This window comes from Aquimarina rubra, from assembly GCF_042684305.1.
Lineage (GTDB): Bacteria > Bacteroidota > Bacteroidia > Flavobacteriales > Flavobacteriaceae > Aquimarina > Aquimarina rubra.
The window spans coordinates 1,001,127-1,026,436 of the sequence record NZ_JBHULE010000019.1 but is presented as its reverse complement, the minus strand read 5'-3'; the positions used below and the strand labels follow the sequence as shown (position 1 = coordinate 1,026,436).

Here is a 25,310-nt window from a genome sequence, read left to right as displayed (position 1 = left end):
CTTGTAAATTAAGCTGCAAATAATGCAGCAAATCCAATACCTTCAATAAGTGCTGCTGCAATAAGCATAGCAGTTTGGATTTTTCCTGAAGCTTCTGGTTGACGAGCAATAGCTTCCATTGCCTGACCACCGATTCTACCAATACCTAAACCAGCACCGATAACAATCAAACCAGCTCCTACATAATTTAAACCTTCCATAGTAAAGAATTAAAAAAATTAAACAATTATAATTATCGTTAATGATGTGCCTCCTCATTTGCCATACCGAAGTATAATGCAGACAACATCGTAAATATATATGCTTGTAATGCAGCTACCAATAATTCTAATATTGATAGTGCAAATGCTAAACCAAATGATAATGGGCTACCGATCCAGCTCTTAAACAAGAACATCATTCCAACAATACTCATTAATACTACGTGACCTGCAGTCATGTTTGCGTATAAACGAATCATTAATGAAAACGGTTTAATAAAAACACCTAGCAATTCGATTGGTGCTAAAACTACTTTCATAAATGTTGGTACACCCGGCATCCAAAATATATGCCCCCAATAGTTTTTATTAGCCGTAAAGTTTGTAATAAGGAATGTTAGTAATGCCAAACCAAAGGTTACTGCAATATTACCTGTAACGTTTACTGCTAAAGGAGTCATCCCTAAAAGGTTTAAAAACCACACAAAGAAAAATACAGTAAGCAAAAAGCTCATATATTTCTTATACTTCTTTTCTCCAATATTAGGTATAGCGATTTCATCTCTAACAAACAATACTAAAGGCTCTAAGAAACGACCAACTCCTGTTGGAATACCGTTATTTTTCTTGTAAGATTTAGCAAGACCTCTGAACATAAAGAACATTAGCAAGCCAATTAAGAACATGCTAACTACATTTTTTGTTATTGAAAAGTCTAACGGCTTTGCATTTGTAGCATGATGGTCTTCATCATAGTTGATGGTACCTTCTGCATCCGTCTTGTATATTTTAGAGTGATATAATCTGTAATAATCACCATCCACCTCAGCAACTGTTTCTCCGTGATGGAATTTTGAAGAAGAAAAAACTTTTAATCCTCCATCCCATAAAATAACCGGTAATGGAAACCCATAATGTTTTCCTGTTTCTTTATCAGAAAATAATGTAAAATCGTGTGAATCTTGAAGGTGATGATCAATAAACTCTTTAATTTCAGTCTTCAACCCATCTTTTCCTCCGTTTTCTACTTTCTCAGTATCTTTTGCTACCAGATTCAAAGAAGTGAGAATCAAGGCCAAAGTCATAAAAATTCTAACTACACTAATTTTTTGCATTCTAGGTCAGATTTCGGTTCCTAAATTTCGGTGCAAATGTACATAATTATGTTAGATTCTTAAACTATTTTAAGTAAATAAGTTTAATATAATTTTGAAATAAATAAAATACTGAAAATCAATTATTTAGATGGATTAAGAATTTTGGAAACATAATACACCTCTAAAATTAAACTAATCACATAAGGTGTAAAAAAGTCGAGAAAAACACTTCTGTCTACTTCGATACTACTTAGCTTAGTAATAGCTACAAAAACTCCAAGCTTTATAAAGCTACCTGCCAAAAAAATAAAACCAATCTGATCCTTAAACTTTTTGCTAAGGAGTAAAATCAGTGTGACTAAAACAAACGTATAGACAGCATTAAAAATATAAGATAGGTTAACAATCGTGGAATTACTATGAAAGGAAAAAAAATCCAGAGCCCACGTATGAATAAAGTAAACACCTAATAATACCAATAGAAAGATTACTAAAAATCGAAGTAAATTTTTAATCATAAATAATTAAGCTATTGCTATGCCGATCTATTTTTTGGGATTATTGATTCTATCCAATTGCTTTATTACCAAATACAATGAAGAAACTACACCAAAAAGAACCAGTCCCATCGTAAACCAATTCTTTTCCAGCTGATAATACGCATCCAATTTTTTACCTGCATAGGCACAGACAAAAATGATACCTCCCATTTCGAAGGCTATGCCGGTTAAAGCCAGATACTTTCTAAGCTGATTTCCCTTGTCCTTGCTGTCCTTGTTTTTGTCCATCTTGTTTACCTCCAAGAGATTTAACGCCGCCTTTCATCACACAAGATGCATTAAAAGTTGCCCCTGGTTCTACAGCTAGTTTACCAACAGAAACTTCTCCTTCGATATGCGCCGTTGGTTTTAGCGATAAGGTACCGGATATGACAAGGTTACCAGAAAATTTACCTTCAAAATCAGCATCAGAACACTCTAATGTTCCCTGAATAAAACCTGATTTTCCGACCACTACTTTTCCTGTAGTTTTAAAAGTTCCTTCTACGGTCCCTTCTACTCTAAAACCGCCTTCGGAAATCACATCTCCTACAATTTTAGTTCCTTCTGAAATTTTGTTCTGGTTTCTGGAAAAATCGGTTAATGCTTGATCTTTTCCTTTTTTGTTGTCTGAAAACATAGTACTGGGGGGATTAAAATTATTATTCTGATTTAGGTTGTAAATAGGTATCCAGATTCTTATGTATCTGAATAATTCTATAATTCGGTGATGCCACTATAAAATATTCCTTATTTACCTTTTCATAGTATTTCTTTTTTCTATTCCATTTTGTAAGATCAACTCCACGTGTATCCTCTATTTTGCCAAGAATTAAAAGCTCTGCTAAACCTTCTGCTCCTAATTTATCTCTTTTAGTATGAACCACTACAAACTGTTGGTCCTTTGTATAAATATCTAAAGAAACCTTCATTTTATCGTATCTAAGATCTTTGATGATCGCATCTAATCGTTCCTTTAACTCTTGTGCCTGATTATCACCAAATCTAGAAAATGCATAAACCAATTTATGATTTTTATCTTGTTCCACACCTTCTGTAAAATCAGAATTCTGAATTTGAGGAATGGTAGTTTGATAGATCAACTGCGCCTTTTTACCTTCGGGGCTTTGTGGGTAGTTTAGTGACACATAATTTAGCGCCTCTTTATATGCTTCGTATCCTTGATAGCGGCCTATTGCTTGCGCCTTTAATAGTTCAAATTTAGGAACAAAGTCTTCCCCGCCAAACTTAGTAATCAATTCATTACTCTCTTTGATCACCGAGGCATATTTCTGATCCTTAAAATCTTTATATAATCTATTATACATAGATTCTGGGCTATTTTTATCACCCTCTAATGCTTCATTAGGGTTTTGAAGAATTTTAGCATAGCGAGAATCTCCGTGGTTATTAATAATATCCTGCTTCAGTTCGTTTGATTTTGTTACATCTCCTTGTAAAAGATATATTTTGTAGAGATTATATTTTGAAGGAACAACTAATCTTTGTTCAGGATTACTTTTTAGAAGACCTTCAAACTTATCTGTTGACAACCCATATTCCTGAAACTTCTCTTTATAAATAACACCCAACTGGTAATACGCAAAATTTCTGTCGGTTTGTAAACTATCTAAAACCGCCTGATCCGTTGGTAATTGCGTGATATATGTTTGCGGATCAAAAGTAGGATCACTATCTATAGAGTATTCTTCTTCCTCGGTCTGATCCACATTAGATACAGCGCTAGGATTTGTAATGCTCGAAATTCTCCAATTATCTTGTAACTCTCGATTTCCGAAGGTTCTTTTAAAGGTAGTTTTTCCGTACGCTACTGTGGTGGGATTATAAAAGTAGAAGGTTCCTCCTTCTCCCGGATTTGGTCCTCCACTATTACCCAATCCTGTTTTAGGTTGATTGAATCGCTGTTCATTAGGCAGTTCACCTTTTATTCTTGCAATTTCTGCAGCCTCTTCTGCTGCAACAGCTTCTGCTTTAATTTTCTCTGTATATTCTGAATAGTATGCCAATCTTTCTTCTGGAGACATTGCTACAACATTGAGAATACTATCATTAGTTTTTGCAATACCCTCATATAGAATTACATCATCAAGGTTTACTCTTTTCTTTTTAAGAACACGATATTTTTTAGAATCTACAACCATGCGCTCTAATGTACTATCATAATATGCCCCGGCAATAGCGTACTCTTGATTATCAAATCTAATATCTCCCAATGCTTTGTAATTAAGAGACTCCAGATATTTATCCTCAGAGTTGGTTCGTAATGATTTGTTATAAAATTCTACCGCTAAGTTAATCGAGTCGAGTGTGTTGAAATAGACTGCTTTTTGGTTATAAATTTTATCTAAGAAAGGTCTATTCTCTCGGTCTTCTTCGAGATCGGTAAGCAACTCTAAAAACTCTTGCTTATTTCCGGTTTCATAATTAAAATTCCTTGCTTTTGCCATATATGCATTTAGCATATATCGTCTGGGTGTTTTTCTATTCAATTCAATCACTTGGTCAAAAGCATAATTGGCACTGTCTTTATATCCTAATTTATTAAGCAGCTGGCCTTTTATGTATAAGTACCTACCTTTTTCCTCATTATTCTTAGAATGGATTGCAGCTTTACTAATATAAGTCACCGCAGAATCTTTTTGCTCCAGATTAATATACGCCTGAGCTATCATAGCTACAGCGTCTGAGTAATCCTGAGCTTCCATATACTCTTCTTCTACCATCTTCATTAGATCCTCGACAGCTTTTTCGTTATTATCTAATCGAAGATTGGTTTTTGCTCTCCAGACCTTAGCATGATTGATATTATTACTAGTAGGATATTTATACAGTATATAATTAAAGGCTTCTAAAGCAGGAATAAAACGCTGTTCATTATATCTAGCTTTTCCTAAAAGTAAAAAAGATTCATCGATTTTAGGATTTCGTTCTCTATCGTCAATAAGCATACTATGCTTCTGAATTGCCTTTGCAGCTTTTTCTTCGGCTTTATCAAAATTTTGATTCAGCACTTCGTTAGGCAATCTAACATCCTCACTAACAATCAATCTTTCTACCGGAAGTAGTTCCCAAAAATTATCCTTATATGTTTGGACGATATCTTGCTTTCCTTTTTCGAAAGCTACTCTTCCGTTATATAGTGTATTGTTCTTAGTCGTTACGTCATGCCAAGTTCTATTTGTCCATTTGTCTTTTTTACGCGAACAACTGAACCCAATCGTTATTAGGAGAAGTATAGCGATGATCTGTGATAATTTCCTGCTCAAAATCTGAATAATTTATACGCTGATAACTTAAAAACTTGCGTTTTAGTGCATCAGAACGGCACAAAAATAATGTGTGAAACGTAAAAATACATTTCTTTCGGCAAAAAATAGGTTATTAACAACTTTTTCTCACTGGGTTAGTGATTTTATTATATCTTCCGAGGTTGTTAACAATGGACGTTCTTTTTTGTTTGTAGCCTCAAAACCTTATTTATTAGTGATCTTTTTCAATAAAAAACACCGATAGTAATCACCATCGATGCTTTTTAGTTTCCCTGCTTATTTTTGATAATATCTTATTTGTTAAAATGCTCTTCCAGCTCTTTTAAAGTTTCTGCTGAAGTCGCAAGATCTTTAACCACTTCTCCCTTATCTAATACTACAATACGTTCACATACTTCTGTAACGTGCATTAAATCGTGGCTAGAAACCAAAACAGTAACATTTGGATCTGCAGCAAGCTCTTTAATTATCTTCTTTAGTCTAATCTGAGTTGTCGGATCTAAGTTCGCAAATGGTTCATCCAGAATAATTACTTCCGGATTACCGATCAGTGCCGCCACTATACCAGCTTTCTTTTGATTTCCTTTAGAGAGGTCTCTTAAGTATTTTTTTTGCCCTAAAATTTCTCCATGAAAGAAATCCTCAAAATCAGCTAACAAGGCATCTACATCCGCTTTATTCTGACCTCTAAGCTCTCCTATAAAATAAAAATACTCTTCTGCAGTGAGATATCCGATTAAAAAAGTTTCATCTATAAATGCCGAAGTTATAGATTTCCATTCTTCGCTTTCGCTTACTTTAATACCGCTGTTTTCGATATACCCGGTTGTTGGTCTAATTAAATCCAATAAAGCACTGAACAATGTTGTTTTCCCTGCTCCATTGTTTCCTACCAATCCAAAACTATCGCCTTTAGGTATTTCTAAGTGCTCGATATTCAACACTGTATTTCCTGCATAAGTCTTCGTAATATTATGTACTCCTATCATCTTCTTTTATTTTTTTTGTTTATAAGCCCAGATTGTTGCGTATTTCTCTGTTCTGTAAATTTTTTCAATTTTATCAAAAACCATATTTCTAAATGCAAAACCAGCGATTCCTGCTACAGCAACTAACAAATATCCTGCGTAAGGACTGTATGCATAATGACCAATTGCATATAATACCATCGGTAATGCTAATTTTGGTAAAGACAACATCATTGTCTTAATATTAAATGATTGCTTATCTCCAAAAGCTTTTTTGTTACTTGTAAGATCTATAGGAGTTTTTACATAAGCACCTGCCCATAAAACAACGTGGGAGTTCATGCCCATATTATAAATCGCTCCAACGACGACTGCCAGGTAGGCTTCCCATCCAAAATATAAATATCCCGAAGCCAGTATTGTAGAGATAAATGTAGCCATAACCATCAACCACCACTTAGAGGATAAGTACTCTCTATATTTGATGTTTTGACTCATCATTAGTGGGTAATATGAGCTATCCCAGCTAGGTACAAATTGTCCAAAACTTAGCAAGAAACCACCAGACACAAAAATCCCTGCAAATATTTTCCATACAGGACCTTCATAAGCTTCCACAGCTCCGGTAAAGAATAACAGTCCGTAAAAAAGAAATAACGCACTCACAATTACGGTGGATCTAGCTCTTTTATTTCTTTTAATAAGTTTGATATCATTTTTAAGGAAAGTTGCTGTTTTACCAAAACGATCCAACCATTCCAGGTTTTCGGTTTTTACCGTTTTAGATTTAGTAGCTAATCCTGCATCCAGGTATAAATCCTTGACAAAAGATTTAAAGGCAATGATATACAATCCTATTGCAGCTACTATAGGTGCTACAAATAAAAACTGAGATTCATATAACCCTTGAAAAAATGGAGCGGTATACAATGTAACATCAAAATATCCCAAATAATGCAATCCTCCTAAAACAGCTATAACTCCTCCCACCCCGTAAATAAGGCTATCTTTATTGTTTAATAAAATATTCAGGAAGTTGTTAGCATATATTAATGCAATTAACCCAATATTCCATAGTAGTACGTTTAGCACTGGAGCGTTTCCTTCTGCAATTAACAGCACAGAAAATGGCACAAAAAAGAACGCATGTATGATGTTGAAAAACGATAACATCGTTTTACCCAAGGCAAAAGAAACTATTTTGTTTTTGGTAAAAGGTAAGATCAATAAGGGTGTTATATTGATTACCGGCATTTTTTGTAAGGCATATCTGAAAATAAGATCAAAAGCCCACCAATAAATCAAAAATCTACTAACTACTGTTAAGGGATCTAGGCACAAATCTTTATTGATATATTTAAAAACAAAAATGCTCCCTCCCATCATCATCAATATGAAATAGACCGCCCAAAATCCCATAAAGATTTTCATCCAGACTCCTGATGAAGCAGAGGCAGATCGCCAAAAGGATTTCCATTGTAAGGATATAAAGTGTTTAAACATAGTTGTGATAGTTTTTAAAGAAGTAAGAAGAACTTCCTACACTATTTAGTAATCAAAAAATGGATTTTGTTACAAATTATTTTTTTTAAGCCTTCAATTATAGTCGTTTAATCTTCTCCAAAGTAGTTTACTTTGTTATTTTTGCAAAAAAAATTTGATTCCTTAATGATCAGGGGTTATCACGATCTTATCTGAAAAACTTAAAAATCAAAGTATTCAGTTAAAAGTTTATCACATTGCTATGTCAGATTTTCACACGCTTACTATAAAAAACATTACAAGAGAAACTTCCAAAGCAGTTTCTATAGAGTTTGATATTCCATCAGAATTAAAGAAAGAATATGCTTTTACTGCTGGTCAATATATCACTATTAAAGCAGAAGTTGATGGTAAAGAAATAAGAAGAGCTTACTCTATTTGTAGCTCATTGGGTAGTGGGTCTCTTCGCGTCGCGGTAAAAGAGGTTGAAGGTGGTACGTTTTCAGCTATCGCTAATAACAAACTAAAAGTTGGTGATACCCTAGATGTTCATACGCCCGAAGGAAATTTTTTGTTAAAATCAAATCCAAACGCTACGAATACCTATGCTGCATTTGCCGCAGGAAGTGGTATTACTCCCGTAATGAGTATGATCAAAACTGTACTCGAAGAAGAGCCCAATAGTAATTTTGTACTAGTGTATGGAAATCAAACTCCTACTGAAACTATTTTTTTTAAAGAGCTTCTCGAATTACAGGCGCAACATCCAGAAAGATTGTTTATAGAGTTTTTCTATAGCCGAAGTCAGGAAGATGGAGCCCGTTTTGGAAGAATAGAAAAATCTACCATCAACTATATCACAAAAAATAAATTTAAGGACACCACTTTTGAAGCTTTTTATCTGTGTGGACCAGAAGAAATGATCAATACGGTTACTGATGTTTTGATTGAAAATGGTATTTCAAAAGAAAAAGTTCATTTTGAGCTTTTTACCAGTAGTACTGAAGCCACTGAAATCGATGCGGATTTAGAAGGAAAGACTACTGTTTCTATTCTTGTAGATGATGAAGAGTTTAGTTTTGTTATGGATCAGAAAAAAACAATTCTCGTTGCAGCTTTAGAAGAAGATATTGACGCTCCGTATTCTTGTCAAGGTGGTGTTTGTAGTTCTTGTATCTGCAAAATCACAGAAGGTAGTGCCGTAATGGAAAAAAATAGTATTCTTACTGACGGAGAGCTTGCCGAAGGTTTAGTACTTGCTTGCCAGGCGCATCCTACCTCATCTACCATTAAGGTGGATTTTGATGATGTTTAGTAGTTAGTAAATTAGAAAAACTAATACTCTTTTCAAAAATAGATTTCAGCCTCTATTAAAACAATCCTTAAAGAAAAACTTTACAGCACTTACTTATTCAGTAAATTATAGAGTTTTGGAAATTCATTTTCTAACCTCTTATCATCCATTTTTCCATCATAATTATTATCTCCGTATTCAAGTCCGGCGTATATTAGAAATTCTAAATCCTTTACTTGGTCTTCGCATAGGTTAGATATTAATTCTACAAAATAATCCTCTCCTAATCTATATATGATTTGAGTAATTATATATCCTAAATCATAGCATCCTGCTCCGCCTCCACACCAAAAATCCTTCAAATCAAGAATAGCATTTTCTTCTTTATTTAAAGAGTTTAATATTAACTCTTTAAGCTCTCTATTCTCCTTAAGGGTCTGGTGAACAAGCAATGTGTGTCCAATAACTACGTCATTTACCGTATCTTCTTTACATCCCAATAATATCAGAGTTAGAAATGTAAATAAGCACTTAATTTTGACTTGCATTATTAAAAATTCTGACTACAATTACAGTTTATTTATAGCTTCGATCACAGTCTCTGGTTTGATCGTATGCATTACTTTTTCATATCCTGCGGGTACTTTATTGCCGTAGATTGATGTAGGGATTTGTTCGTACTTTGCCAGATTAGGCAAAATTGCCCGTTCCATGGGTTGCCCAAAAGGCATAAAACCGGCAAAAGGATGTGTAACTCCCCAAAGCGTTATTGTAGGCACTCCGTACATAGCTGCTAAATGCGCATTCCCACTATCCATAGATAACATTGCATCCAGGTTTCCTATAAGTTTTAGTTCATCTTCAAAAGACAACTTCCCGGCAACATTGATCACATTTTTATATTTGCTATCAATGTTATTAAGCAAGTCAATTTCTTTTTTTCCACCGCCAAATAGCAATATTTCATAGGCTTCGCCTTGATCGAGTTGTTCAATCACCTCTACCATTAATTCTAAAGGATATACTTTACTCTCATACTGGGCAAAAGGTGCAATTCCGAGCCATTTTTTTGTTGAGTTCTCAGTTAGTTTAAGAATTTCTGGAGTTAATGCAGTTTTCTCAGGAAATGTATGTCTTTCCAAATCAACTGGATATCCTAATGCCTCAAAAACATCAGCGTATCGTTCATGTGTCGTTTTTAATTGTTTAAACTCTTTATTTACGGATCTTGTTAATGCTTTTTTCTCGGCTCTTCCCTTGTCAATTTGCACTACTTTAATTCCTCGTAGTGCGAAAAACTTCTTCAGAATATTGGATCGCAGTACATTGTGCAGATCTGCAACAGCTGTTATCCCAAGTCCTCTTAATTCTTTAGAGAGTTTTGACAACCCAAAAACTCCCTTGTGCTTTCCTTCGACATCTGCGTGATATACCTCAAGATTATCAATACCCGAAAATATAGGTTCAAAAAATTTTCTTGTAAGCACCGTTATTTTTACATTGGGATATTGTGCTCTAAAAGTTCTCAAAACTGGAACAGTCATAGCAACATCTCCCATTGCAGATAGTCGAATGACCAAAACATGAGCATCAAAGCCCTCAGAAAGGGCTTTGTTGTTTTTTACTATGTTTTTGCTTTTACTCAAAAATATTTTTCTATTTCTCTCCTCGTAAAACCGGATTTAATTCATCATCGTTATACATCTTCATCTGCTTATAGACTTTCATGTATTTATCACCATTCTCAATATCTTTTAATAGCGTATCTATCGCAGTAGAAAGATCCACTTGTTGCTCCAGCAATACATTGTATTTCTTTTGGCAAGCAGCTTTATGAGTGTCTGATGCACCTTCTCTAACTGTTTCTTCGTGCATATGATACACTTTCAGCGCTAATATTGATAATCTATCTACTCCCCAAGCTGGACTTTCTGTATTTATTGTTGCATCTTCTTTAGGAATAACATCCTTGTACGTTTCTAAAAAGTAACTATCTATATACTCCACCATATCTGTACGATCCTGATTGGATGCATCAATTTGTCTTTTTAGTTTTAAGGCTGCTACCGGATCAATTTCGGGATCACGAATAATATCTTCATAATGCCATTGTACGGTATCAATCCAGCACTTACGGTATAATAAATGCTCTATCTGCTGTGATTTACTATCATATGGATTAGAAAATTCCTGATCTACGCGATCAATCACATGATACATGTCTATTACTTCTTTAAAAATTTTGTTTGCTTTATCTGTAAACATTTCTTCTATTTTTCTAAGATGTGTAAATATTCTGTTGTTGTAGTAGCTTTATGGTTTCGGTTTTCGGTTTTATCTGCTTTAAACCTTTGGTATGCAGTAGTAGCCAAATCATATTTTCCATAACGCTTCATGACTTTTCTTATTTCTTCTTCTGCCATTAATCCTTCATTATTGTAGCTAAGAAAAATGTAGTTAAATTTCGCGTTCTTGATTAATTCTTCAAAAACCGATATCACTTCTCCTTTTTTACAATAATTCGATCTTTTATAAGGTCGTAAACCTGTTTTTCCGGCAGGTACAAAGGTATCATATTTTGCAATAGTATTTAGCATATGATAATTAGCTCCATATTGCCTAGCATTATACGGAGGATCAAGATATAAAATGTCTCCTTGTATCTCTTTTATCAGAGCATTACTATCTCTGTTATAAACTTTGTGTTTGTTGGTTGTAGTTTCAAAATTAGCGGGAACAATTTTTAATTCCTTTTGTGCCGTTTTTTTTAATTTTTTAAGATAAGCGCCATACACTGAAGCTGTATTTGCCACTTTATCTGCACTTTCTAATAATGAAGCCAGTAAAAAATAATAGATATCTTCATTAATCTCTTCAGATGCCTTCCATTTTTCTATCTTCATTCTTGCAGCATCAATCTTACGACCATTTTCATTACTGAAATACTGACGTTCAGAACCACCTAAACAATAATTTTTGTAGACAAAACCTGTTTTTCCTTCAAGTAGATTTAATTCTGCAATATAATCTGAAATTTCAATGGATTTATAGTTCCCTATATAATTCCTATTTAACACATAGCTATAATATTCTAAGTCATTAGCTATCACCTTTTTTACCGAGGTTTTAAAGCTTCTGCCAACAATACCGGTTCCTGCAAAAAGGTCGCAAAATACTTTGTTCTTTAATGAACTCCCAACCGTAGCATTTACAGAAGTTTTAATGAAATCAGAAAGTTTATATTTTGATCCTATATAGTTCATTTTCTATACAACAGATATACATTTATTTTACAGCCCATATCAAACCTGCCTTGGTAATTTTATATGGTTGTAATTGTAATCTAAATAATTTTGAATCGTCAAATGTAGCAACATATGCCGAGATTACATCTTTTAGCCAAGAAATTTGTGCTTTTAATTTCCAATGTTCACCATCATTTGCATGAACGATTATAAACATCCTATTTTCCAGATGTTTTCTTTGTTGTTGACTTTGATTATTATACAACCAAAATATAAGTTCTTTAGGATTTTTCTGGGCATACACCAATGATTTTTTAAATCCTTTGGGAAAAACACTGGTTTTATGATCGAAATTTTCTCCAAATATAGAGAAGTCTACCAACCTATTCTTTTTGTTTTTAGCGGGAATGACTCCATCCAAATCCGTAAAAATTAACTCTATTGCTAAAGAACTCCAATAGTTATACCATCTGTTAATTGCATAATAAAAGAACTCATTTTTATCAATTTTGAACTCTGTAATGGATTCAGAAATTTTGGGAATCAGATCTTTCCATTGTACTGTTGTATATATGAAATTACTATAGCTATCCCATACATCATTTTGTTTTCTGAACCATAAGTACTTATATGATAATCTATTTTGAAGTTCTGATTCTATGGTGGCTAAATAGGGTGTGATCAAAATAGTAAAGTCATAAATGGAAGTAGCAGAAACACCCAAAGATTAATTTCTTGTATGAATTTACCATGTTCCATTTCTACATAAGTAGTTCCAATAATTGCTAAAGGACTTGCTATAAAAATCATTTCTGAGGTATTTTTCTCTGGAGCTATCAAGATGATAGCAATTGCTATCAACAACTGCGAAATAATTAGTCGCAAAACGGGCTTTGATTTGGTAGGTTTTCTGTTAAATTTTAGCAAGTATATGGTCAAGAAAAATAAAATGCAGATCGTTAGAACTCCTACCAAAAAAACGCCTCCATTATAAAAATACCCTTCAAAAGAAAATGATATTGGTTTTACATAGGCTGTAATCGCAAAAAATGAATCATAAAATAATAAAGTGAAGCAGTTGGTTAACACATATACTGCCAACAATCCAATAATAGGAATAATCCAGTTCCTATAATTTTTAGGTTCAAAATATAAAATCCCTAAAAACACAATAATGATAAAACTTATACTCCAAAAATAGGCCAAAGAAGCCAATCCAATGCACAGAGTAGCGTCCAGAATGTTAGATTTTATATACTTTCCATTTCTTAAACTTAACACACTTCTTATTCCTAAAATAACCAGCAGATTTGAAAATAAAATATTTGGTGAGGTAAGTGCATTGGGTATGATAGCAGTTAGGAAAGCAAATAAAAGTATCGTATTGGTGCTTTTCTGAGTTAAATCATTCTTTTGGGTTATTAAGTTTACGATGAGCATTGCCAAAATGTATGCTACTAACCCACCAATGAACAAAAGAACAACACTATAATCAAGACTAAAACCTCTTTTATAATATGCTATATTGTATAGCACAAACATATATAACGCAATGATTATAAAATTAATCGGTTTTGATTTACTAAAAAAGCTTGATAACACTAGTATTTTTTATATTTTTGCGTCAAACAATATATTATTGTTTTCAAATATAATATAACTTATTTATAAAAAGTTTTTAGTTAGTTTTTTATAAAGAAAATGAAAATCATATTATGAAAGATTTTTTTGAAGCTATCGCATCTCTATTTGTTGACGTTCTTTTTGCTCCGTTAGATAGTCTTAGGGCTTTAGAATTAGAAAATTGGACAGCTGCTAATGTCGTTAACTGGTTGTTTATGCTTATCGGTTTTGTAGCTTTTTTCTATTGGATGAAGGAATTGAAAAAATTTAATGACAATAACGAAGAGGATAGAGATCCAAAAGCGCATTCTTTTTTAGATTAAATTATTAGAATTATTTTCTATAAAAAAAGCTCATTGTACTATACAATGAGCTTTTTAAGTTTCCAGTAATTTTATTTTATTATAAATCAAATCCAAGATCTTTTCGGTAGTACATTTTATCAAAATGTAATTTCTCTATATTATGATAAGATTTTTCTAATGCCTTTCTGAAATCATCATCAAATGATGTAACTGCAATAACTCGCCCACCATTAGTAACTATTTTGTTTTTCTCCAACTTGGTTCCTGCGTGAAAAACTATGGAGTCTGAAATTTGATCAATTCCTGTAATTTCCTTTCCTTTTTCATACGCTTCGGGATATCCTCCAGAAACTGTCATTACCGTAGTAGCGGTTCTTGGGTCAATTTCAATATCGATTTGATCTAAGGTTTGATTGGATACATGTTTAAATAGTGACACCAAATCAGTTTTTACTCTTGGTAAAACGGCTTCTGTTTCGGGGTCTCCCATTCGTACATTATATTCTATCACCTTTGGATCATCTCCAACCTTGATCAATCCAATAAATATAAACCCTTTATAATCTATGCCTTCTTTTGCTAGACCCTGAACTGTGGGTTTAATTATTTGTTCCTCGATCTTATTCATAAAAGCATCATCTGCAAAAGGAACCGGCGAAATCGCACCCATTCCTCCCGTATTAAGACCTTTATCGCCTTCTCCTATACGCTTGTAATCCTTAGCAGTAGGCAATGTTATATAATTTTTACCATCAGTTAATACAAATACGCTCAACTCGATTCCATCCAGAAACTCTTCAATAACCACTTTTTCGCTTGCCTCTCCAAATTTTTTATTTGTCAACATGTTTTCGAGCTCTATTTTGGCCTCTTCAATATCCTGAAGAATAAGAACTCCTTTACCGGCAGCTAACCCATCCGCTTTTAACACGTATGGAGGATTTAATGTTTCTAGAAATTGCTTTCCTTCATTAACTGTATTTGCAGTAAAGCTTTGGTATGCAGCAGTGGGTATATTGTGTCTAAATAAGAATTCTTTTGCATATTCTTTGCTTCCTTCTAATCTTGCTCCTTCTTGTGATGGTCCAATAACCGAAGTCTTCTTTAGATCATCATCTTCTGCAAAGAAATCAGCGATTCCCTGCACTAACGGATCCTCTGGTCCCACTACAACCATTTCTATTTTTTCTTTTAATACCAGCTCTTTTATTGCTTCGAAATCTGTTACAGATAACATTACATTAGTGGCAATCTCTGCTGTTCCCGCATTACCAGGGGCAACAAATAATTTATTGCATAAACTACTTTGAGCAATTTTGTAAGTAAAAGTGTGCTCTCTTCCTCCTGATCCTAGTATTAAAATATTCATCTTTGGTGGTTGTTTAATGGCTAATTTTTAAGCATTCAAAAATAATTCTTTACCTCTTTTCTTACTAATAATTTTGATGTCTATTTTGTTTATTTTGATATCTCTCCTGTGATATTTAAACATTACGAATAATTCTACCACTCAAAATACTCCTCTTTTTAAGTAATAACGGGATAACTATGGAGAAAAACACGATCCCGTTAAATCTTACCAGCATCGATTCGAATACAAGTGAAATGAACAGAATAAGAAAAACTGAAAATTCATTTCGACTTCTCCTCATACGTATCGCCAATAAAACAAAAATACTGATCAGAGTACCAAATCCAAGAACTCCTGTTTGAAGGAATGTTTGAAGGAATTGATTATGTGCATTATATTTGTTTTCTAAATTATAGGTATATCCTAACTCCTTATATTTTTCGATCAAAACCTCATTAGCATCTCCAATTCCATATCCTAATAATGGTGCTTCTTCAATTAATTCCAAACTAGCACTCCAAGACAATAATCTTGCTTTTTCTGATGTAGAATTAGCATGCTCGACAGTGCTTCCAAACTCTTTAACTTTAGAATAAAAATCAAAAACACGTGGGTTATTTAGAAAAACTATAAGTCCTAAAAAAAACATAATAAACATTGTGTGTTTTCTATTTTTATCTTTTATATTAAAAATTAATAGTAATGACATTATCATTAATATCACGTACGCCGCTATAGAAGCAAGTAGAAACAGATATAGAAATAGAATAACAACTACAAAAGTTCTCAGTGATGTGTCTAATCTTTTTTTTAGATAATAACTTAGTACTAAAAGAATATAAAGTGAAAGATAGCTGGGGTTGATTAGTTTAGAGAATTCGTCTCCTACAAAGTAGTTCCAGCCATTTGCTAGTGTATTTATAAAAACCGCTAGATCGTCCATGGAAATCTCAAATGGAAATCCTCCTTTAATTATTGATGCTGAGTTATATATAGCTATTGAAAAGTTTATAAAAAATGAGATTATTAACCCCATTAGTAAGAAATCAAATAATTTCCTCACCGTGGATGCGTCTTCTTTTACAAAAAGAAAAATTAAAGGAAATAATAATAAGGAAAGGGATCGTTGTATGAGGTTTAATCCATCAAAAATGTTGTCGGTATATAATAAACTAATTGACATTATTATAAAGTACAATGGAAACAATAGAACTATTTTATTGTCCATATCGAACTTTTTGCCTGATTTAATAATATTTATTAAACCTAGAACAATAGAAACAATAAAAAATGGAGTTGGAAGATTAATACCTAATGGCAATAGTAGAAAAGCTATATAGAGGCTATTCCAGAAAATGGTAAGCACCGGATCGTCATGTTTATAAAACATTTCTGAAAGCTCATATATTTTTTTATTCAATCTCACCGGGTGGGAAGTAGGACTTGATCATTAATACGCTTTTTCCTGTCCTTTTATTAAATTAATTATTGTATCAAGTATAATTTTTAAATCCAACAGTAAAGACCAGTTTTCTATATAAAAAATATCATATTTAATTCGATTTACAATATCTTCATCATTTTCTACTTCTCCTCTATACCCTTTTACCTGAGCCATTCCTGTTATCCCCGGCTTTACCGAGTGTCGAAACACAAAGTTATACTTATCTATTCTTTTTCCATAATCCTTTGTATATGAGATCATATGTGGTCTTGGACCTACTACGGACATATCACCAAAAAACACATTAAAAAATTGAGGTAACTCATCTATACTAGTTCTTCTGATAAAACGACCAATTTTAGTTACACGGTGGTCTTCTTTTTTAACCTGCACCAGATCCGAAAAATCTTCATCTCTCATTGATCTAAATTTATAACAGACAAACTCTTTATAATTGATTCCATTTCGCCTGTGACTATAAATTAAAGGTCCTTTAGATTCTAGTTTTATCAAAATATATAACAAAGGGATTAACCAAGAAAGTACTAAGACGATAACAAACAAGGAAAAAACAATGTCAAAACCTCTTTTAATTGCTCTATTGGTAGCACTATTTAGCGATACTTCGGGCATTGACAACACCGGTAAGTACTCATAATAATCCGTTTTGAGTCTCTTTGAAAAAATCCTTTGTGTATTAGGAACAAATTTAAGTACACTATAATTCCTATCTGCGTATTTTACATATTCATTTACTATTTCATCAGAGATTTCATCTATAGAACAATAAATTTCATCAACATTCTCTTTCTCTAAAAACTCAAAACTATCTTCTATTTTATCAGAAAGGTCATCAGAAAATACTTTTAACACCTTATATCCCAGGTCTTTTCTTTTTTCAAAAAAGGTTTTAAGCTGCTGTGAGCTTTTATTATTTCCAATTATAATTACTTTTCTATTGTTTCCCCCTAAGTACGAACGATATCTTCTAAGCGCATAATAGGTAATGACTTTTAAAACGCCAGTTAAAAGAATCGCAACCGAAATAAAAGAAAAGGCATCTTTTATGGAAAAGAAGTTTATTTTAAGTACTCCGAAATAAGCAAATAAAAGTATTAAAATAAGCAATCCTTGCTTTAATAAAAGAGAGATAATAGTGATTACTTTCGTAAATCTATATACCTCATAAAAATTTAGCAAATATGCTGATACATACCATATAAACGCCAAAAACACATACAATTGGTTATTGGCGATATTATTTAGAAAGTAAAAAGAAGAAGTTAATAAAATGATAAGATCAATTACAATAAGTATTGGTCTAATTAAATATGAATATCCTCCTCTTTTATGATGCATTCTATGTTAAGAATAAGATGAAAAATCTTTGTGTTCGCTTTTATACAATTCCTCTTCAGATAGGTTTTTAAAATACTCTAAAGTTCTTTTCATACCTTCCGATCTTTCCGTTTTAGGCTCCCATTTTAAGATCTTCTTCGCTCTAGTGATATCAGGCTGTCTTTGTAATGGATCATTAACCGGAAGTGGTTTGTAGATTATTTTTTGATCAGTCCCCGTTAATTTAATAATCTCTTCTGCAAAATCTCTAATGGTGATTTCATTAGGGTTACCGATATTTACAGGATACACATAATCACTAAATAACAATCTATAGATTCCTTCAACTAAGTCATCTACATAGCAAAAAGAACGTGTCTGCGAGCCATCTCCAAAAACTGTAAGATCCTCTCCTCTTAATGCCTGGCCTATAAAAGCCGGAACTACTCTTCCATCATTCAATCGCATTCTTGGACCATAGGTATTAAAAATACGAACAATTCTGGTTTCCACTTTGTGATAGGTGTGATAAGCCATCGTTATTGATTCCTGAAACCGTTTTGCCTCATCATAAACTCCACGAGGTCCAATCGTATTAACATTACCGTAGTAATCTTCTGTTTGTGGATGAACCAAAGGATCTCCGTATACTTCACTAGTAGAAGCAATTAATATTCTTGCGTTTTTTTCTTTTGCCAACCCCAAAAGATTATGGGTCCCTAAGGATCCCACCTTTAAGGTTTGAATAGGAATTTTAAGATAATCTATTGGACTTGCAGGAGAAGCAAAATGTAATATATAATCTAAATTACCAGGAACATATACAAATTTTGAGACATCGTGATTGTAGAATTCAAAATTTTTCAATTTAAACAAATGCTCAATATTTTTCAAATCTCCGGTTATAAGATTATCCATACCGATAACGTGACATCCTTCATTAACAAAACGATCACAAAGATGTGACCCTAAAAAACCTGCTGCTCCTGTTATAAGAATTTTTTTCATTTTATATCCTTTCTACCTATAGAAAAATAAGTAATTCTTTCATTTTCTATATCCTTAAGATCGTATAAATTTCTTCCATCAAAAATAACAGGATTTATAAGATCGTTTTTTATTCTTTCAAAATCCGGTGTTCTAAAAATACTCCATTCTGTGCATATAACTAATGCATCTGCACCTTCCAAAACATCATACATCGATTCTGAAAACCTAATTTTATTCCCGTATTTCTTTTCTACATTATCCATCGCTTCGGGATCGAATGCTATAATCTTAGCTCCTTTACTTAACAAACTATCAATAATATCCAAAGCCGGAGCCTCTCTAATATCATCCGTCTCCGGCTTAAATGCAAGTCCCCAAATCCCAAAAGTCTTGCCCTTAAGATTATTCTCAAAATAGGCTGTAATCTTTGGAATTAACGCTACTTTTTGAGCTTGGTTTACTTCAATGACTGATTTCAAAATCTTAAAATCATAGTTATCTTCTTTTCCTGATTTATGTAAAGCCTTTACATCCTTTGGAAAACAAGAACCACCATAACCAATGCCTGGAAATAAAAACCGCTTCCCTATTCTGGAGTCCGTTCCCATACCTATTCGTACCTTATCCACATCTGCACCAACCTTTTCGCAATAATTAGCGATTTCATTCATAAAAGTGATCTTGGTAGCTAAAAATGAATTTGCTGCATACTTAGTCAATTCTGCAGATTTTTCATCCATGATAATAATTGGATTACCAGACCTAACGTAGGGTTTATATAGTTTCTCCATAAGTCCAGTAGCTCTCTCTGAAGAAGACCCAACAACTATACGTTCCGGTTTTAAGAAATCATCTACTGCAAAACCTTCTCTTAAAAACTCCGGATTGGATACCACATCAAAATCACATTTTGCATGCACCGATATAGCTGCCTTAACTTTTTCTGCAGTCCCTACAGGAACTGTGCTTTTATCAACAATAACTTTGTAATCCGTAATAATCTTACCTATTTCGTCTGAGACTCCTAAAACATAAGAAAGATCCGCCGATCCATCCTCGTCTTCCGGAGTCGGTAAGGCTAAAAAGATAATATCTCCATGATCTACACCTTCTTTAAGTGAAGTCGTAAATTGTAACCTACTTGCCTTGATATTTCTCTCAAATAGTGCATCCAGATGTGGTTCATAGATTGGAACCTCCCCTCCTCGCATTTTCTGAACCTTTTGTTCATCAATATCAACACAAATTACCTCATTACCCGTCTCTGCTAAACAAGTGCCCGTAACTAAACCAACATAACCCGTGCCTATTACTGATATTTTCATGTACTTAATTGTTTTTTATCGGTCAAAGGAGTTTACCAATAATCATTTCGGATGGTATTAACCGAGAATTTTTGGCTTATTTCATTTATAGATAAAATCAAAAACCAAAAATCGGCTTTTCTTATGATTTATCAAGCTTTTTGAAGAAAATAATACGATTAAAGAGTGTCTAATGATTGTTAGTATGCCTTCTCTTCTCCCTGAGATATATTAAAAATTGTTTTAATTATTATCTTAATGTCTAATATTAAAGACCAATTTTCTACATAAAACACATCATATCTAACCCTATTTTGCATATCAGAATCCTTTTCAATATTTCCCCTATGACCACTTACCTGAGCTAGACCCGTTATTCCTGGTTTAACGTTATGTCTCATCATAAATCTGTTGATTTTATCTTTATAATCATCTGTATGACTCATCAAAAGCGGTCTTGGACCCACAACAGACATTTCACCAAATAGAACGTTAAAGAATTGAGGTAGCTCATCAATACTGGTCCTTCTGATAAACCTACCTACTTTAGTTGTCCTTGCGTCATTTTTAGAAGCCTGAACTCGATCCGATTCTTTATTTGGATTCATCGAACGAAATTTGTAGCATAAAAACTTATTGAAATCAGCACCATACCTGTATTGTCTAAAAAAAACCGGCCCTTTGCTTTCTAACTTTATTAATAACGCCAAAATTGGTGTTATCCATGAAAGTACCAAGCAAATAACAACGAGTGAAAAAACAATATCAAAAATTCTTTTGATCCATCCTTTAAGTGGATCGTCCAGTGGAATTTTACGTAATGAAATAACAGGTGACAGATCATAATAATCCAACTGAAGATTTTTAGAAAACAACTCCTTGTCGTCTGCAATAAATTTTAAAATCTTCATATTAATTTCACAAAAGTCAATAAACTTCTTAATTTGATCATTGCTCAATTCTTTTATTGAACAATAAACCTCATTTATATTATTTTCTATTATAAAGTTGAAACTTTCTTCTATGGTACCTTTTTTATTCGATATTTCTTTATCACTAAAAAACCCTTCAAACCTATATCCATACTCTGGGGAATGTTTGAAAAATTGTTCCAACTTTATTGTTGATTTATTTACACCAATGATTACAACGTATTTATTGTTGCTTCCTGTAATAATCCTATATTTTTTGAATATTTCGAATAATAAGATTCTCCAAACATTAATCACCAAAAGTAAGGTGATAAAAAACAGAATGATATTTTTGGTTGGAATAAACTTTTCAATAATATAATAATAAGTAAATACTAATAACACTAATAAAATTGTCTGTGTAAAAAAAAGAGAGAGAATCTTAACAAGATTTGTGAAACGGTATACTGCATAGACGGAAACCAGCACAGAAAGTATCATCCAAAATGATACAATAACACCAATATCTATGATATGTTTTGAAAGAAAAACATATGATATAGAGGAGACTATTAACAAATCTATGATGTATAATAAGGGTCTTATATATTTAGAATGTCTTCCTGTATGCATATTTCTTATGAATTACTTTCTCTTTTCCATTGAGAATATAATCGCTGTACTGTTTCTTTAATTTCTTCTTCAAACCGCTCTCGACTAAAAGTTTCTGCGTGTTTTCTAATCAATCCTTTGTTAAAATACCTTTCGTTTTCTTCAAAAAATTGTATTGCTTCTAAAAGCGATTCTATAGTTTGTTTATTATAAAAAACACCAGTATTGTCAGTTACCCTACCTTCTGAAACAAAAATTCCTTTAATGGTTTCTAAGACTCCTCCTTTTGCAAAAGCGATTACAGGTACTCCGCAAGCTTGAGCCTCTAAAGGGGCAATCCCAAAATCTTCTTCGGCAGCAAAGACAAATGCTTTAGCTTTTTTTAGAATTTCACTCTTTTCTTTGGTGTCCAGATATCCTTTTAACTTAATATTATCTGAACAAAGTTTTTTGATCTTTTTATAATCCGGTCCATCACCAATTACAATTAGTTTAGCTTTAATCTTCGTGAACGCCTCTACAATTAAATCGATTTTCTTATATGGTACCATTGAAGAACAAGTAACGTAATAATCTGATGTTTCTTCTGAAATTTCAAAAGCACTGGTGTCTACAGGCGGATAAATTACCTGAGCTTCTTTGTTGTAAATTTTCTTTATCCGTCCTGCCACATATTTAGAATTCGCTATATAGTAATCAGGTCTGTTAGCAGTAACTACATCCCAAACTCTTAGTCGGTGAAGAAAATATTTAGCAATCAATCCCTTAATTCCTTTTTTGAAACCGCTTTCTTCTAAATATTGATGATATAAATCCCAAGCATATCGAACCGGAGAATGCATATAGGTAATATGCAATTGATCTTGGCGGGTCAGCACTCCTTTTGCGACACAAGAAGAAGAAGATAAGACCAACTCATAATCTCTAAGATCAAACTGTTCTACAGCCAAAGGAAAAAAAGGTAAATACAAACGATATTTTTTTTTACCAAAAGGTAATTTTTCGATAAAAGAAGTTTTTGCGCTACTGCCCTTAAATATTTTTTTACACTCTTCGTCATTCAAGGTGTTCACCAAAGTATAGTGATCAAAATCACTCCAAATATTGGTGAAGCTTTCTACACACCTTTCGCCTCCTCTGTATTGTGTATACCAATCGTGTATTAGGGCTTTTTTCATTTTTACTTAATAAATCAGGGGGCGTTAAATATAGAGCTAAATTCAAACATAAATGGTTTATCAAACAACAAAAAGAGTAGCTGTAACAAAAAAATCTTCTGGTATTACTTCTCTTACGTATTTCTGTTTCTTAATTCAGTTAATTTATTTTCGACAATCACCGCGCTTTTCTGCCAATCAAATTTTTTTAAAAAGTTCGTGTGATCTTCTTTGGGTTTTTTAAGGGCCAACTTTATACTTTCCTTTATTTCATTGACAGAACTAGGATCAAAGTATACGGCATATCCTCCACAAATTTCTCGAAAAACTGGTATATCAGAAATACAAACCTGTGTTCCTAAACTCATAGCCTCTATAATAGGGATACCAAAACCTTCATATAAACTAGGATATACAAACAATTCGGCATTTTTATATAAGGCCATCAACTCTCTATCATCAACATTTTCCTTAAATATCACACGATCAGAAAATTTGATGTTTTCATTTTTAAAGTGTTTATGGAAATTACCGACTATCACTAATTTCAGATCTGTTATACCTAAATCCAAAAAAGCGAAAACTAGTCTCTCAAAATTTTTACGTGGATGGTGTGAAGAAACACTTAGAATATATTTACCCTCTATACTTAGATTTTTTTGTTTTTTTGTTTCAAAACTTTTAAATATTGGAGTCACCGCATTATAAATTACTGATATTTTGTTTTCATCAATTCCAATAATATCAATAATTTCTTTCTTAGAAGTTTCACTCACTGTTAATATATGCATAGCTTTTTTTGCAATTCTGGGAATTAAAAAAGAATACGCTTTTCTAAAGTAAAAAGAAAACCACTGCGGATAATTTAAAAAACAAAGATCGTGAATTGTTATTATCTGATTTTTTAAAAATAACGGTGCTGTGTTACAAAGACATATGAGTAAAGCCTTTTCTTTAGCAACAAAAAGTTTAAGTTCCATCTGTTCCCATAAATGCCCTTTGAAGTATCCAATCTCTACCACATCTAATTGTTTAGCTAAAGATTTATGGATAATATTTTTTGGGGCTACAAAAATGATATCAAGATTTGCTTTCTTAAGTTCCTTACATATTTCAATAGCAAAACGTTGAACTCCAGAAACAGGCTGCGTTAAAAACCTACAATTAACAACTACTTTTTGTGTCATTTTTTTAATAATCAACCTTAATTTTTCAGTGTAGGTAAAGAATAAAAACTAGTTTTTCTTTTTATCCAAAACTAATTGTGATTGATAAGCAAAAATACAATTAAACATTACAAAAACTACAATGCCAGTATTTCTTACCAAAATATTTTCCGTCAAAAAAGAAAGGTATAGTAATACTAAAAAAGTAAAATAGCCCCAATTTTTATGAATCCAGGCTATTTTCAAATAATAAACAAAGAAAAATAAAACAATAAGGGTTCCTATAATACCAAAAGCACTTAAATAATGTAAATATTGATTATGAGTGTTATAGTCCTGATAAGTGAAAGCTTTTGTAGGAAATATTTTATAACAATTATTTAATTCATTCTGTATATCTCCAGGACCATACCCTACAAGTGGCGCTTCTTTGATAATAGAAAAAGAACATTTATAAATCGCCATCCTCATATTAAAAGAATTATACTGAATTCCTTCTGGATAAAAATATGCTGTATTTATAAATTCTTCCATTCGCTCTTTTAATGGAGATACCATTACAGCAATGGTGGATGATAGTAATAAAGCAGTAATGATCAGAATTATTTTTTTCTTGCTTTTTACTATAAAAAATAACCCTACTATTATAGAAATTATTAACACAACAAATACTCCTCTTGTTGCTCCCACTATTATCCCACACACAAAAATAAATGCAAAAAGAAATGATATCACTCTTTTTTTAAAAGGGTAGAAAAGAAGCAACACTATACCAATTGCCTGAAGTAGCGAAAAATATATTGGATGTTCGCCTATTAGAAACGTTTTTTCAATACGATCCCTTGCTGTCAAATTTTGACCATCCCAACCCCAAAAAACATTGCATAATGTTAAGACACAAAAAACAAATGTCGAAACAATAAAAATCCTGATAAAAAGAAGGATTTGTTCTTTGTTTTTGAATGGTTTAAAAATGAATATAACGATTGGGAAA

General features: G+C 32.6%; 26 protein-coding genes. 3 read left to right on the top strand and 23 right to left on the bottom strand.

What is annotated here, in order from left to right:
• Nucleotides 1-8: 8 nt before the first annotated feature.
• The 8 genes from atpE to ACFSR1_RS13020 all read right to left on the bottom strand — a co-directional run bounded on the left by atpE (nucleotide 9) and on the right by ACFSR1_RS13020 (nucleotide 7,597).
• Nucleotides 9-200, bottom strand: coding sequence for an ATP synthase F0 subunit C (atpE, locus tag ACFSR1_RS13055; RefSeq protein ID WP_027394417.1), 192 nt, complete (start codon nucleotides 198-200; stop codon nucleotides 9-11).
• A 38-nt stretch (nucleotides 201-238) separates the two neighbouring features.
• Nucleotides 239-1,315 (bottom strand): F0F1 ATP synthase subunit A, encoded by a 1,077-nt coding sequence (gene atpB, locus ACFSR1_RS13050; RefSeq protein WP_378293167.1) that lies wholly within the window; start codon nucleotides 1,313-1,315, stop codon nucleotides 239-241.
• A gap of 122 nt (nucleotides 1,316-1,437) precedes the next feature.
• Nucleotides 1,438-1,815: a DUF6168 family protein gene (locus ACFSR1_RS13045; protein WP_378293165.1), complete on the bottom strand. Its 378-nt coding sequence runs from the start codon at nucleotides 1,813-1,815 to the stop codon at nucleotides 1,438-1,440.
• A 27-nt stretch (nucleotides 1,816-1,842) separates the two neighbouring features.
• Nucleotides 1,843-2,085 (bottom strand): AtpZ/AtpI family protein, encoded by a 243-nt coding sequence (locus ACFSR1_RS13040; RefSeq protein WP_378293163.1) that lies wholly within the window; start codon nucleotides 2,083-2,085, stop codon nucleotides 1,843-1,845.
• Nucleotides 2,042-2,476 (bottom strand): bactofilin family protein, encoded by a 435-nt coding sequence (locus ACFSR1_RS13035; protein WP_378293161.1) that lies wholly within the window; start codon nucleotides 2,474-2,476, stop codon nucleotides 2,042-2,044. Before ACFSR1_RS13035 ends, ACFSR1_RS13040 begins: the two co-directional genes overlap by 44 nt.
• 22 nt (nucleotides 2,477-2,498) lie before the next feature.
• Nucleotides 2,499-5,123, bottom strand: coding sequence for a type IX secretion system periplasmic lipoprotein PorW/SprE (porW, locus tag ACFSR1_RS13030; protein WP_378293159.1), 2,625 nt, complete (start codon nucleotides 5,121-5,123; stop codon nucleotides 2,499-2,501).
• A gap of 296 nt (nucleotides 5,124-5,419) precedes the next feature.
• Entirely contained in the window at nucleotides 5,420-6,115 is a 696-nt protein-coding gene (locus tag ACFSR1_RS13025; RefSeq protein WP_378293157.1) for an ABC transporter ATP-binding protein, read from the bottom strand.
• A 6-nt stretch (nucleotides 6,116-6,121) separates the two neighbouring features.
• A complete protein-coding gene (locus ACFSR1_RS13020; RefSeq protein ID WP_378293155.1) occupies nucleotides 6,122-7,597 on the bottom strand; it encodes a DUF5687 family protein in 1,476 nt (491 codons plus the stop codon).
• A gap of 241 nt (nucleotides 7,598-7,838) precedes the next feature.
• Between ACFSR1_RS13020 and ACFSR1_RS13015 the strand changes: the two genes are divergently transcribed.
• Complete coding sequence (locus ACFSR1_RS13015) at nucleotides 7,839-8,891, top strand: 2Fe-2S iron-sulfur cluster-binding protein (protein WP_378293153.1); 1,053 nt, start codon at nucleotides 7,839-7,841, stop codon at nucleotides 8,889-8,891.
• Nucleotides 8,892-8,980: 89 nt separating this feature from the next.
• On the opposite strand, the gene ACFSR1_RS13010 is transcribed toward ACFSR1_RS13015, so the two are convergent.
• The 6 genes from ACFSR1_RS13010 to ACFSR1_RS12985 all read right to left on the bottom strand — a co-directional run bounded on the left by ACFSR1_RS13010 (nucleotide 8,981) and on the right by ACFSR1_RS12985 (nucleotide 13,717).
• Nucleotides 8,981-9,370 carry a hypothetical protein gene (locus tag ACFSR1_RS13010; protein ID WP_378293151.1) on the bottom strand — a complete coding sequence of 130 codons (390 nt, stop codon included), beginning with the start codon at nucleotides 9,368-9,370 and terminating at the stop codon, nucleotides 8,981-8,983.
• 69 nt (nucleotides 9,371-9,439) lie between these two features.
• Nucleotides 9,440-10,516: a glycosyltransferase family 9 protein gene (locus ACFSR1_RS13005; protein ID WP_378293149.1), complete on the bottom strand. Its 1,077-nt coding sequence runs from the start codon at nucleotides 10,514-10,516 to the stop codon at nucleotides 9,440-9,442.
• Nucleotides 10,517-10,526: 10 nt separating this feature from the next.
• Nucleotides 10,527-11,135, bottom strand: a complete 609-nt coding sequence (locus ACFSR1_RS13000) for a DUF4254 domain-containing protein (RefSeq protein ID WP_378293147.1) — start codon at nucleotides 11,133-11,135, stop codon at nucleotides 10,527-10,529.
• A 5-nt stretch (nucleotides 11,136-11,140) separates the two neighbouring features.
• A complete protein-coding gene (locus tag ACFSR1_RS12995; RefSeq protein WP_378293145.1) occupies nucleotides 11,141-12,133 on the bottom strand; it encodes a DNA adenine methylase in 993 nt (330 codons plus the stop codon).
• Between the two features lie 22 nt (nucleotides 12,134-12,155).
• Nucleotides 12,156-12,800, bottom strand: a complete 645-nt coding sequence (locus ACFSR1_RS12990; RefSeq protein WP_378293143.1) for a hypothetical protein — start codon at nucleotides 12,798-12,800, stop codon at nucleotides 12,156-12,158.
• On the bottom strand, nucleotides 12,797-13,717 hold the full coding sequence (locus ACFSR1_RS12985) for a DUF6427 family protein (RefSeq protein WP_378293141.1): 921 nt from the start codon (nucleotides 13,715-13,717) through the stop codon (nucleotides 12,797-12,799). The genes ACFSR1_RS12990 and ACFSR1_RS12985 overlap by 4 nt, the downstream gene beginning before the upstream one ends.
• 113 nt (nucleotides 13,718-13,830) lie before the next feature.
• Here ACFSR1_RS12985 and ACFSR1_RS12980 point away from each other — a divergent pair, with 113 nt between their 5' ends.
• Nucleotides 13,831-14,061, top strand: coding sequence for a DUF6341 family protein (locus ACFSR1_RS12980; protein WP_378293139.1), 231 nt, complete (start codon nucleotides 13,831-13,833; stop codon nucleotides 14,059-14,061).
• A gap of 79 nt (nucleotides 14,062-14,140) precedes the next feature.
• On the opposite strand, the gene purD is transcribed toward ACFSR1_RS12980, so the two are convergent.
• Both purD and ACFSR1_RS12970 read right to left on the bottom strand, forming a co-directional pair.
• Nucleotides 14,141-15,412 (bottom strand): phosphoribosylamine--glycine ligase, encoded by a 1,272-nt coding sequence (purD, locus tag ACFSR1_RS12975; RefSeq protein WP_378293138.1) that lies wholly within the window; start codon nucleotides 15,410-15,412, stop codon nucleotides 14,141-14,143.
• Nucleotides 15,413-15,527: 115 nt separating this feature from the next.
• Complete coding sequence (locus tag ACFSR1_RS12970) at nucleotides 15,528-16,337, bottom strand: O-antigen ligase family protein (RefSeq protein ID WP_378293136.1); 810 nt, start codon at nucleotides 16,335-16,337, stop codon at nucleotides 15,528-15,530.
• Here ACFSR1_RS12970 and ACFSR1_RS12965 point away from each other — a divergent pair.
• Nucleotides 16,336-16,734, top strand: a complete 399-nt coding sequence (locus tag ACFSR1_RS12965) for a hypothetical protein (protein WP_378293134.1) — start codon at nucleotides 16,336-16,338, stop codon at nucleotides 16,732-16,734. The two genes, ACFSR1_RS12970 and ACFSR1_RS12965, sit on opposite strands and share 2 nt — an antisense overlap.
• A 110-nt stretch (nucleotides 16,735-16,844) precedes the next feature.
• Here ACFSR1_RS12965 and ACFSR1_RS12960 read toward each other — a convergent pair whose 3' ends face one another.
• The 7 genes from ACFSR1_RS12960 to ACFSR1_RS12930 form a co-directional block, all read right to left on the bottom strand.
• Nucleotides 16,845-18,197 carry an exopolysaccharide biosynthesis polyprenyl glycosylphosphotransferase gene (locus tag ACFSR1_RS12960; protein ID WP_378293132.1) on the bottom strand — a complete coding sequence of 451 codons (1,353 nt, stop codon included), beginning with the start codon at nucleotides 18,195-18,197 and terminating at the stop codon, nucleotides 16,845-16,847.
• A 6-nt stretch (nucleotides 18,198-18,203) separates the two neighbouring features.
• Nucleotides 18,204-19,184: a UDP-glucuronic acid decarboxylase family protein gene (locus ACFSR1_RS12955; protein ID WP_378293130.1), complete on the bottom strand. Its 981-nt coding sequence runs from the start codon at nucleotides 19,182-19,184 to the stop codon at nucleotides 18,204-18,206.
• Entirely contained in the window at nucleotides 19,181-20,491 is a 1,311-nt protein-coding gene (locus ACFSR1_RS12950; protein WP_378293128.1) for a UDP-glucose dehydrogenase family protein, read from the bottom strand. The genes ACFSR1_RS12955 and ACFSR1_RS12950 overlap by 4 nt, the downstream gene beginning before the upstream one ends.
• A 179-nt stretch (nucleotides 20,492-20,670) precedes the next feature.
• Nucleotides 20,671-22,014 (bottom strand): undecaprenyl-phosphate glucose phosphotransferase, encoded by a 1,344-nt coding sequence (locus ACFSR1_RS12945; RefSeq protein WP_378293126.1) that lies wholly within the window; start codon nucleotides 22,012-22,014, stop codon nucleotides 20,671-20,673.
• A 5-nt stretch (nucleotides 22,015-22,019) separates the two neighbouring features.
• Nucleotides 22,020-23,171 carry a glycosyltransferase family 4 protein gene (locus ACFSR1_RS12940; protein WP_378293124.1) on the bottom strand — a complete coding sequence of 384 codons (1,152 nt, stop codon included), beginning with the start codon at nucleotides 23,169-23,171 and terminating at the stop codon, nucleotides 22,020-22,022.
• A gap of 113 nt (nucleotides 23,172-23,284) precedes the next feature.
• Nucleotides 23,285-24,337, bottom strand: a complete 1,053-nt coding sequence (locus ACFSR1_RS12935) for a glycosyltransferase family 4 protein (protein ID WP_378293122.1) — start codon at nucleotides 24,335-24,337, stop codon at nucleotides 23,285-23,287.
• 48 nt (nucleotides 24,338-24,385) lie between these two features.
• Nucleotides 24,386-25,168 carry an O-antigen ligase family protein gene (locus ACFSR1_RS12930; RefSeq protein WP_378293120.1) on the bottom strand — a complete coding sequence of 261 codons (783 nt, stop codon included), beginning with the start codon at nucleotides 25,166-25,168 and terminating at the stop codon, nucleotides 24,386-24,388.
• Nucleotides 25,169-25,310 lie beyond the last annotated feature (142 nt).

Coding starts and splice junctions, on each gene's coding strand:
- atpE (WP_027394417.1), bottom strand. CDS start 200: ATGGAAGGTTTAAATTATGTAGGAGCTGGTTTGATTGTTATCGGTGCT.
- atpB (WP_378293167.1), bottom strand. CDS start 1,315: ATGCAAAAAATTAGTGTAGTTAGAATTTTTATGACTTTGGCCTTGATT.
- ACFSR1_RS13045 (WP_378293165.1), bottom strand. CDS start 1,815: ATGATTAAAAATTTACTTCGATTTTTAGTAATCTTTCTATTGGTATTA.
- ACFSR1_RS13040 (WP_378293163.1), bottom strand. CDS start 2,085: ATGGACAAAAACAAGGACAGCAAGGACAAGGGAAATCAGCTTAGAAAG.
- ACFSR1_RS13035 (WP_378293161.1), bottom strand. CDS start 2,476: ATGTTTTCAGACAACAAAAAAGGAAAAGATCAAGCATTAACCGATTTT.
- ACFSR1_RS13025 (WP_378293157.1), bottom strand. CDS start 6,115: ATGATAGGAGTACATAATATTACGAAGACTTATGCAGGAAATACAGTG.
- ACFSR1_RS13020 (WP_378293155.1), bottom strand. CDS start 7,597: ATGTTTAAACACTTTATATCCTTACAATGGAAATCCTTTTGGCGATCT.
- ACFSR1_RS13015 (WP_378293153.1), top strand. CDS start 7,839: ATGTCAGATTTTCACACGCTTACTATAAAAAACATTACAAGAGAAACT.
- ACFSR1_RS13000 (WP_378293147.1), bottom strand. CDS start 11,135: ATGTTTACAGATAAAGCAAACAAAATTTTTAAAGAAGTAATAGACATG.
- ACFSR1_RS12995 (WP_378293145.1), bottom strand. CDS start 12,133: ATGAACTATATAGGATCAAAATATAAACTTTCTGATTTCATTAAAACT.
- ACFSR1_RS12980 (WP_378293139.1), top strand. CDS start 13,831: ATGAAAGATTTTTTTGAAGCTATCGCATCTCTATTTGTTGACGTTCTT.
- purD (WP_378293138.1), bottom strand. CDS start 15,412: ATGAATATTTTAATACTAGGATCAGGAGGAAGAGAGCACACTTTTACT.
- ACFSR1_RS12965 (WP_378293134.1), top strand. CDS start 16,336: ATGGAAATCTCAAATGGAAATCCTCCTTTAATTATTGATGCTGAGTTA.
- ACFSR1_RS12970 (WP_378293136.1), bottom strand. CDS start 16,337: ATGGACGATCTAGCGGTTTTTATAAATACACTAGCAAATGGCTGGAAC.
- ACFSR1_RS12960 (WP_378293132.1), bottom strand. CDS start 18,197: ATGCATCATAAAAGAGGAGGATATTCATATTTAATTAGACCAATACTT.
- ACFSR1_RS12955 (WP_378293130.1), bottom strand. CDS start 19,184: ATGAAAAAAATTCTTATAACAGGAGCAGCAGGTTTTTTAGGGTCACAT.
- ACFSR1_RS12950 (WP_378293128.1), bottom strand. CDS start 20,491: ATGAAAATATCAGTAATAGGCACGGGTTATGTTGGTTTAGTTACGGGC.
- ACFSR1_RS12945 (WP_378293126.1), bottom strand. CDS start 22,014: ATGCATACAGGAAGACATTCTAAATATATAAGACCCTTATTATACATC.
- ACFSR1_RS12940 (WP_378293124.1), bottom strand. CDS start 23,171: ATGAAAAAAGCCCTAATACACGATTGGTATACACAATACAGAGGAGGC.
- ACFSR1_RS12935 (WP_378293122.1), bottom strand. CDS start 24,337: ATGACACAAAAAGTAGTTGTTAATTGTAGGTTTTTAACGCAGCCTGTT.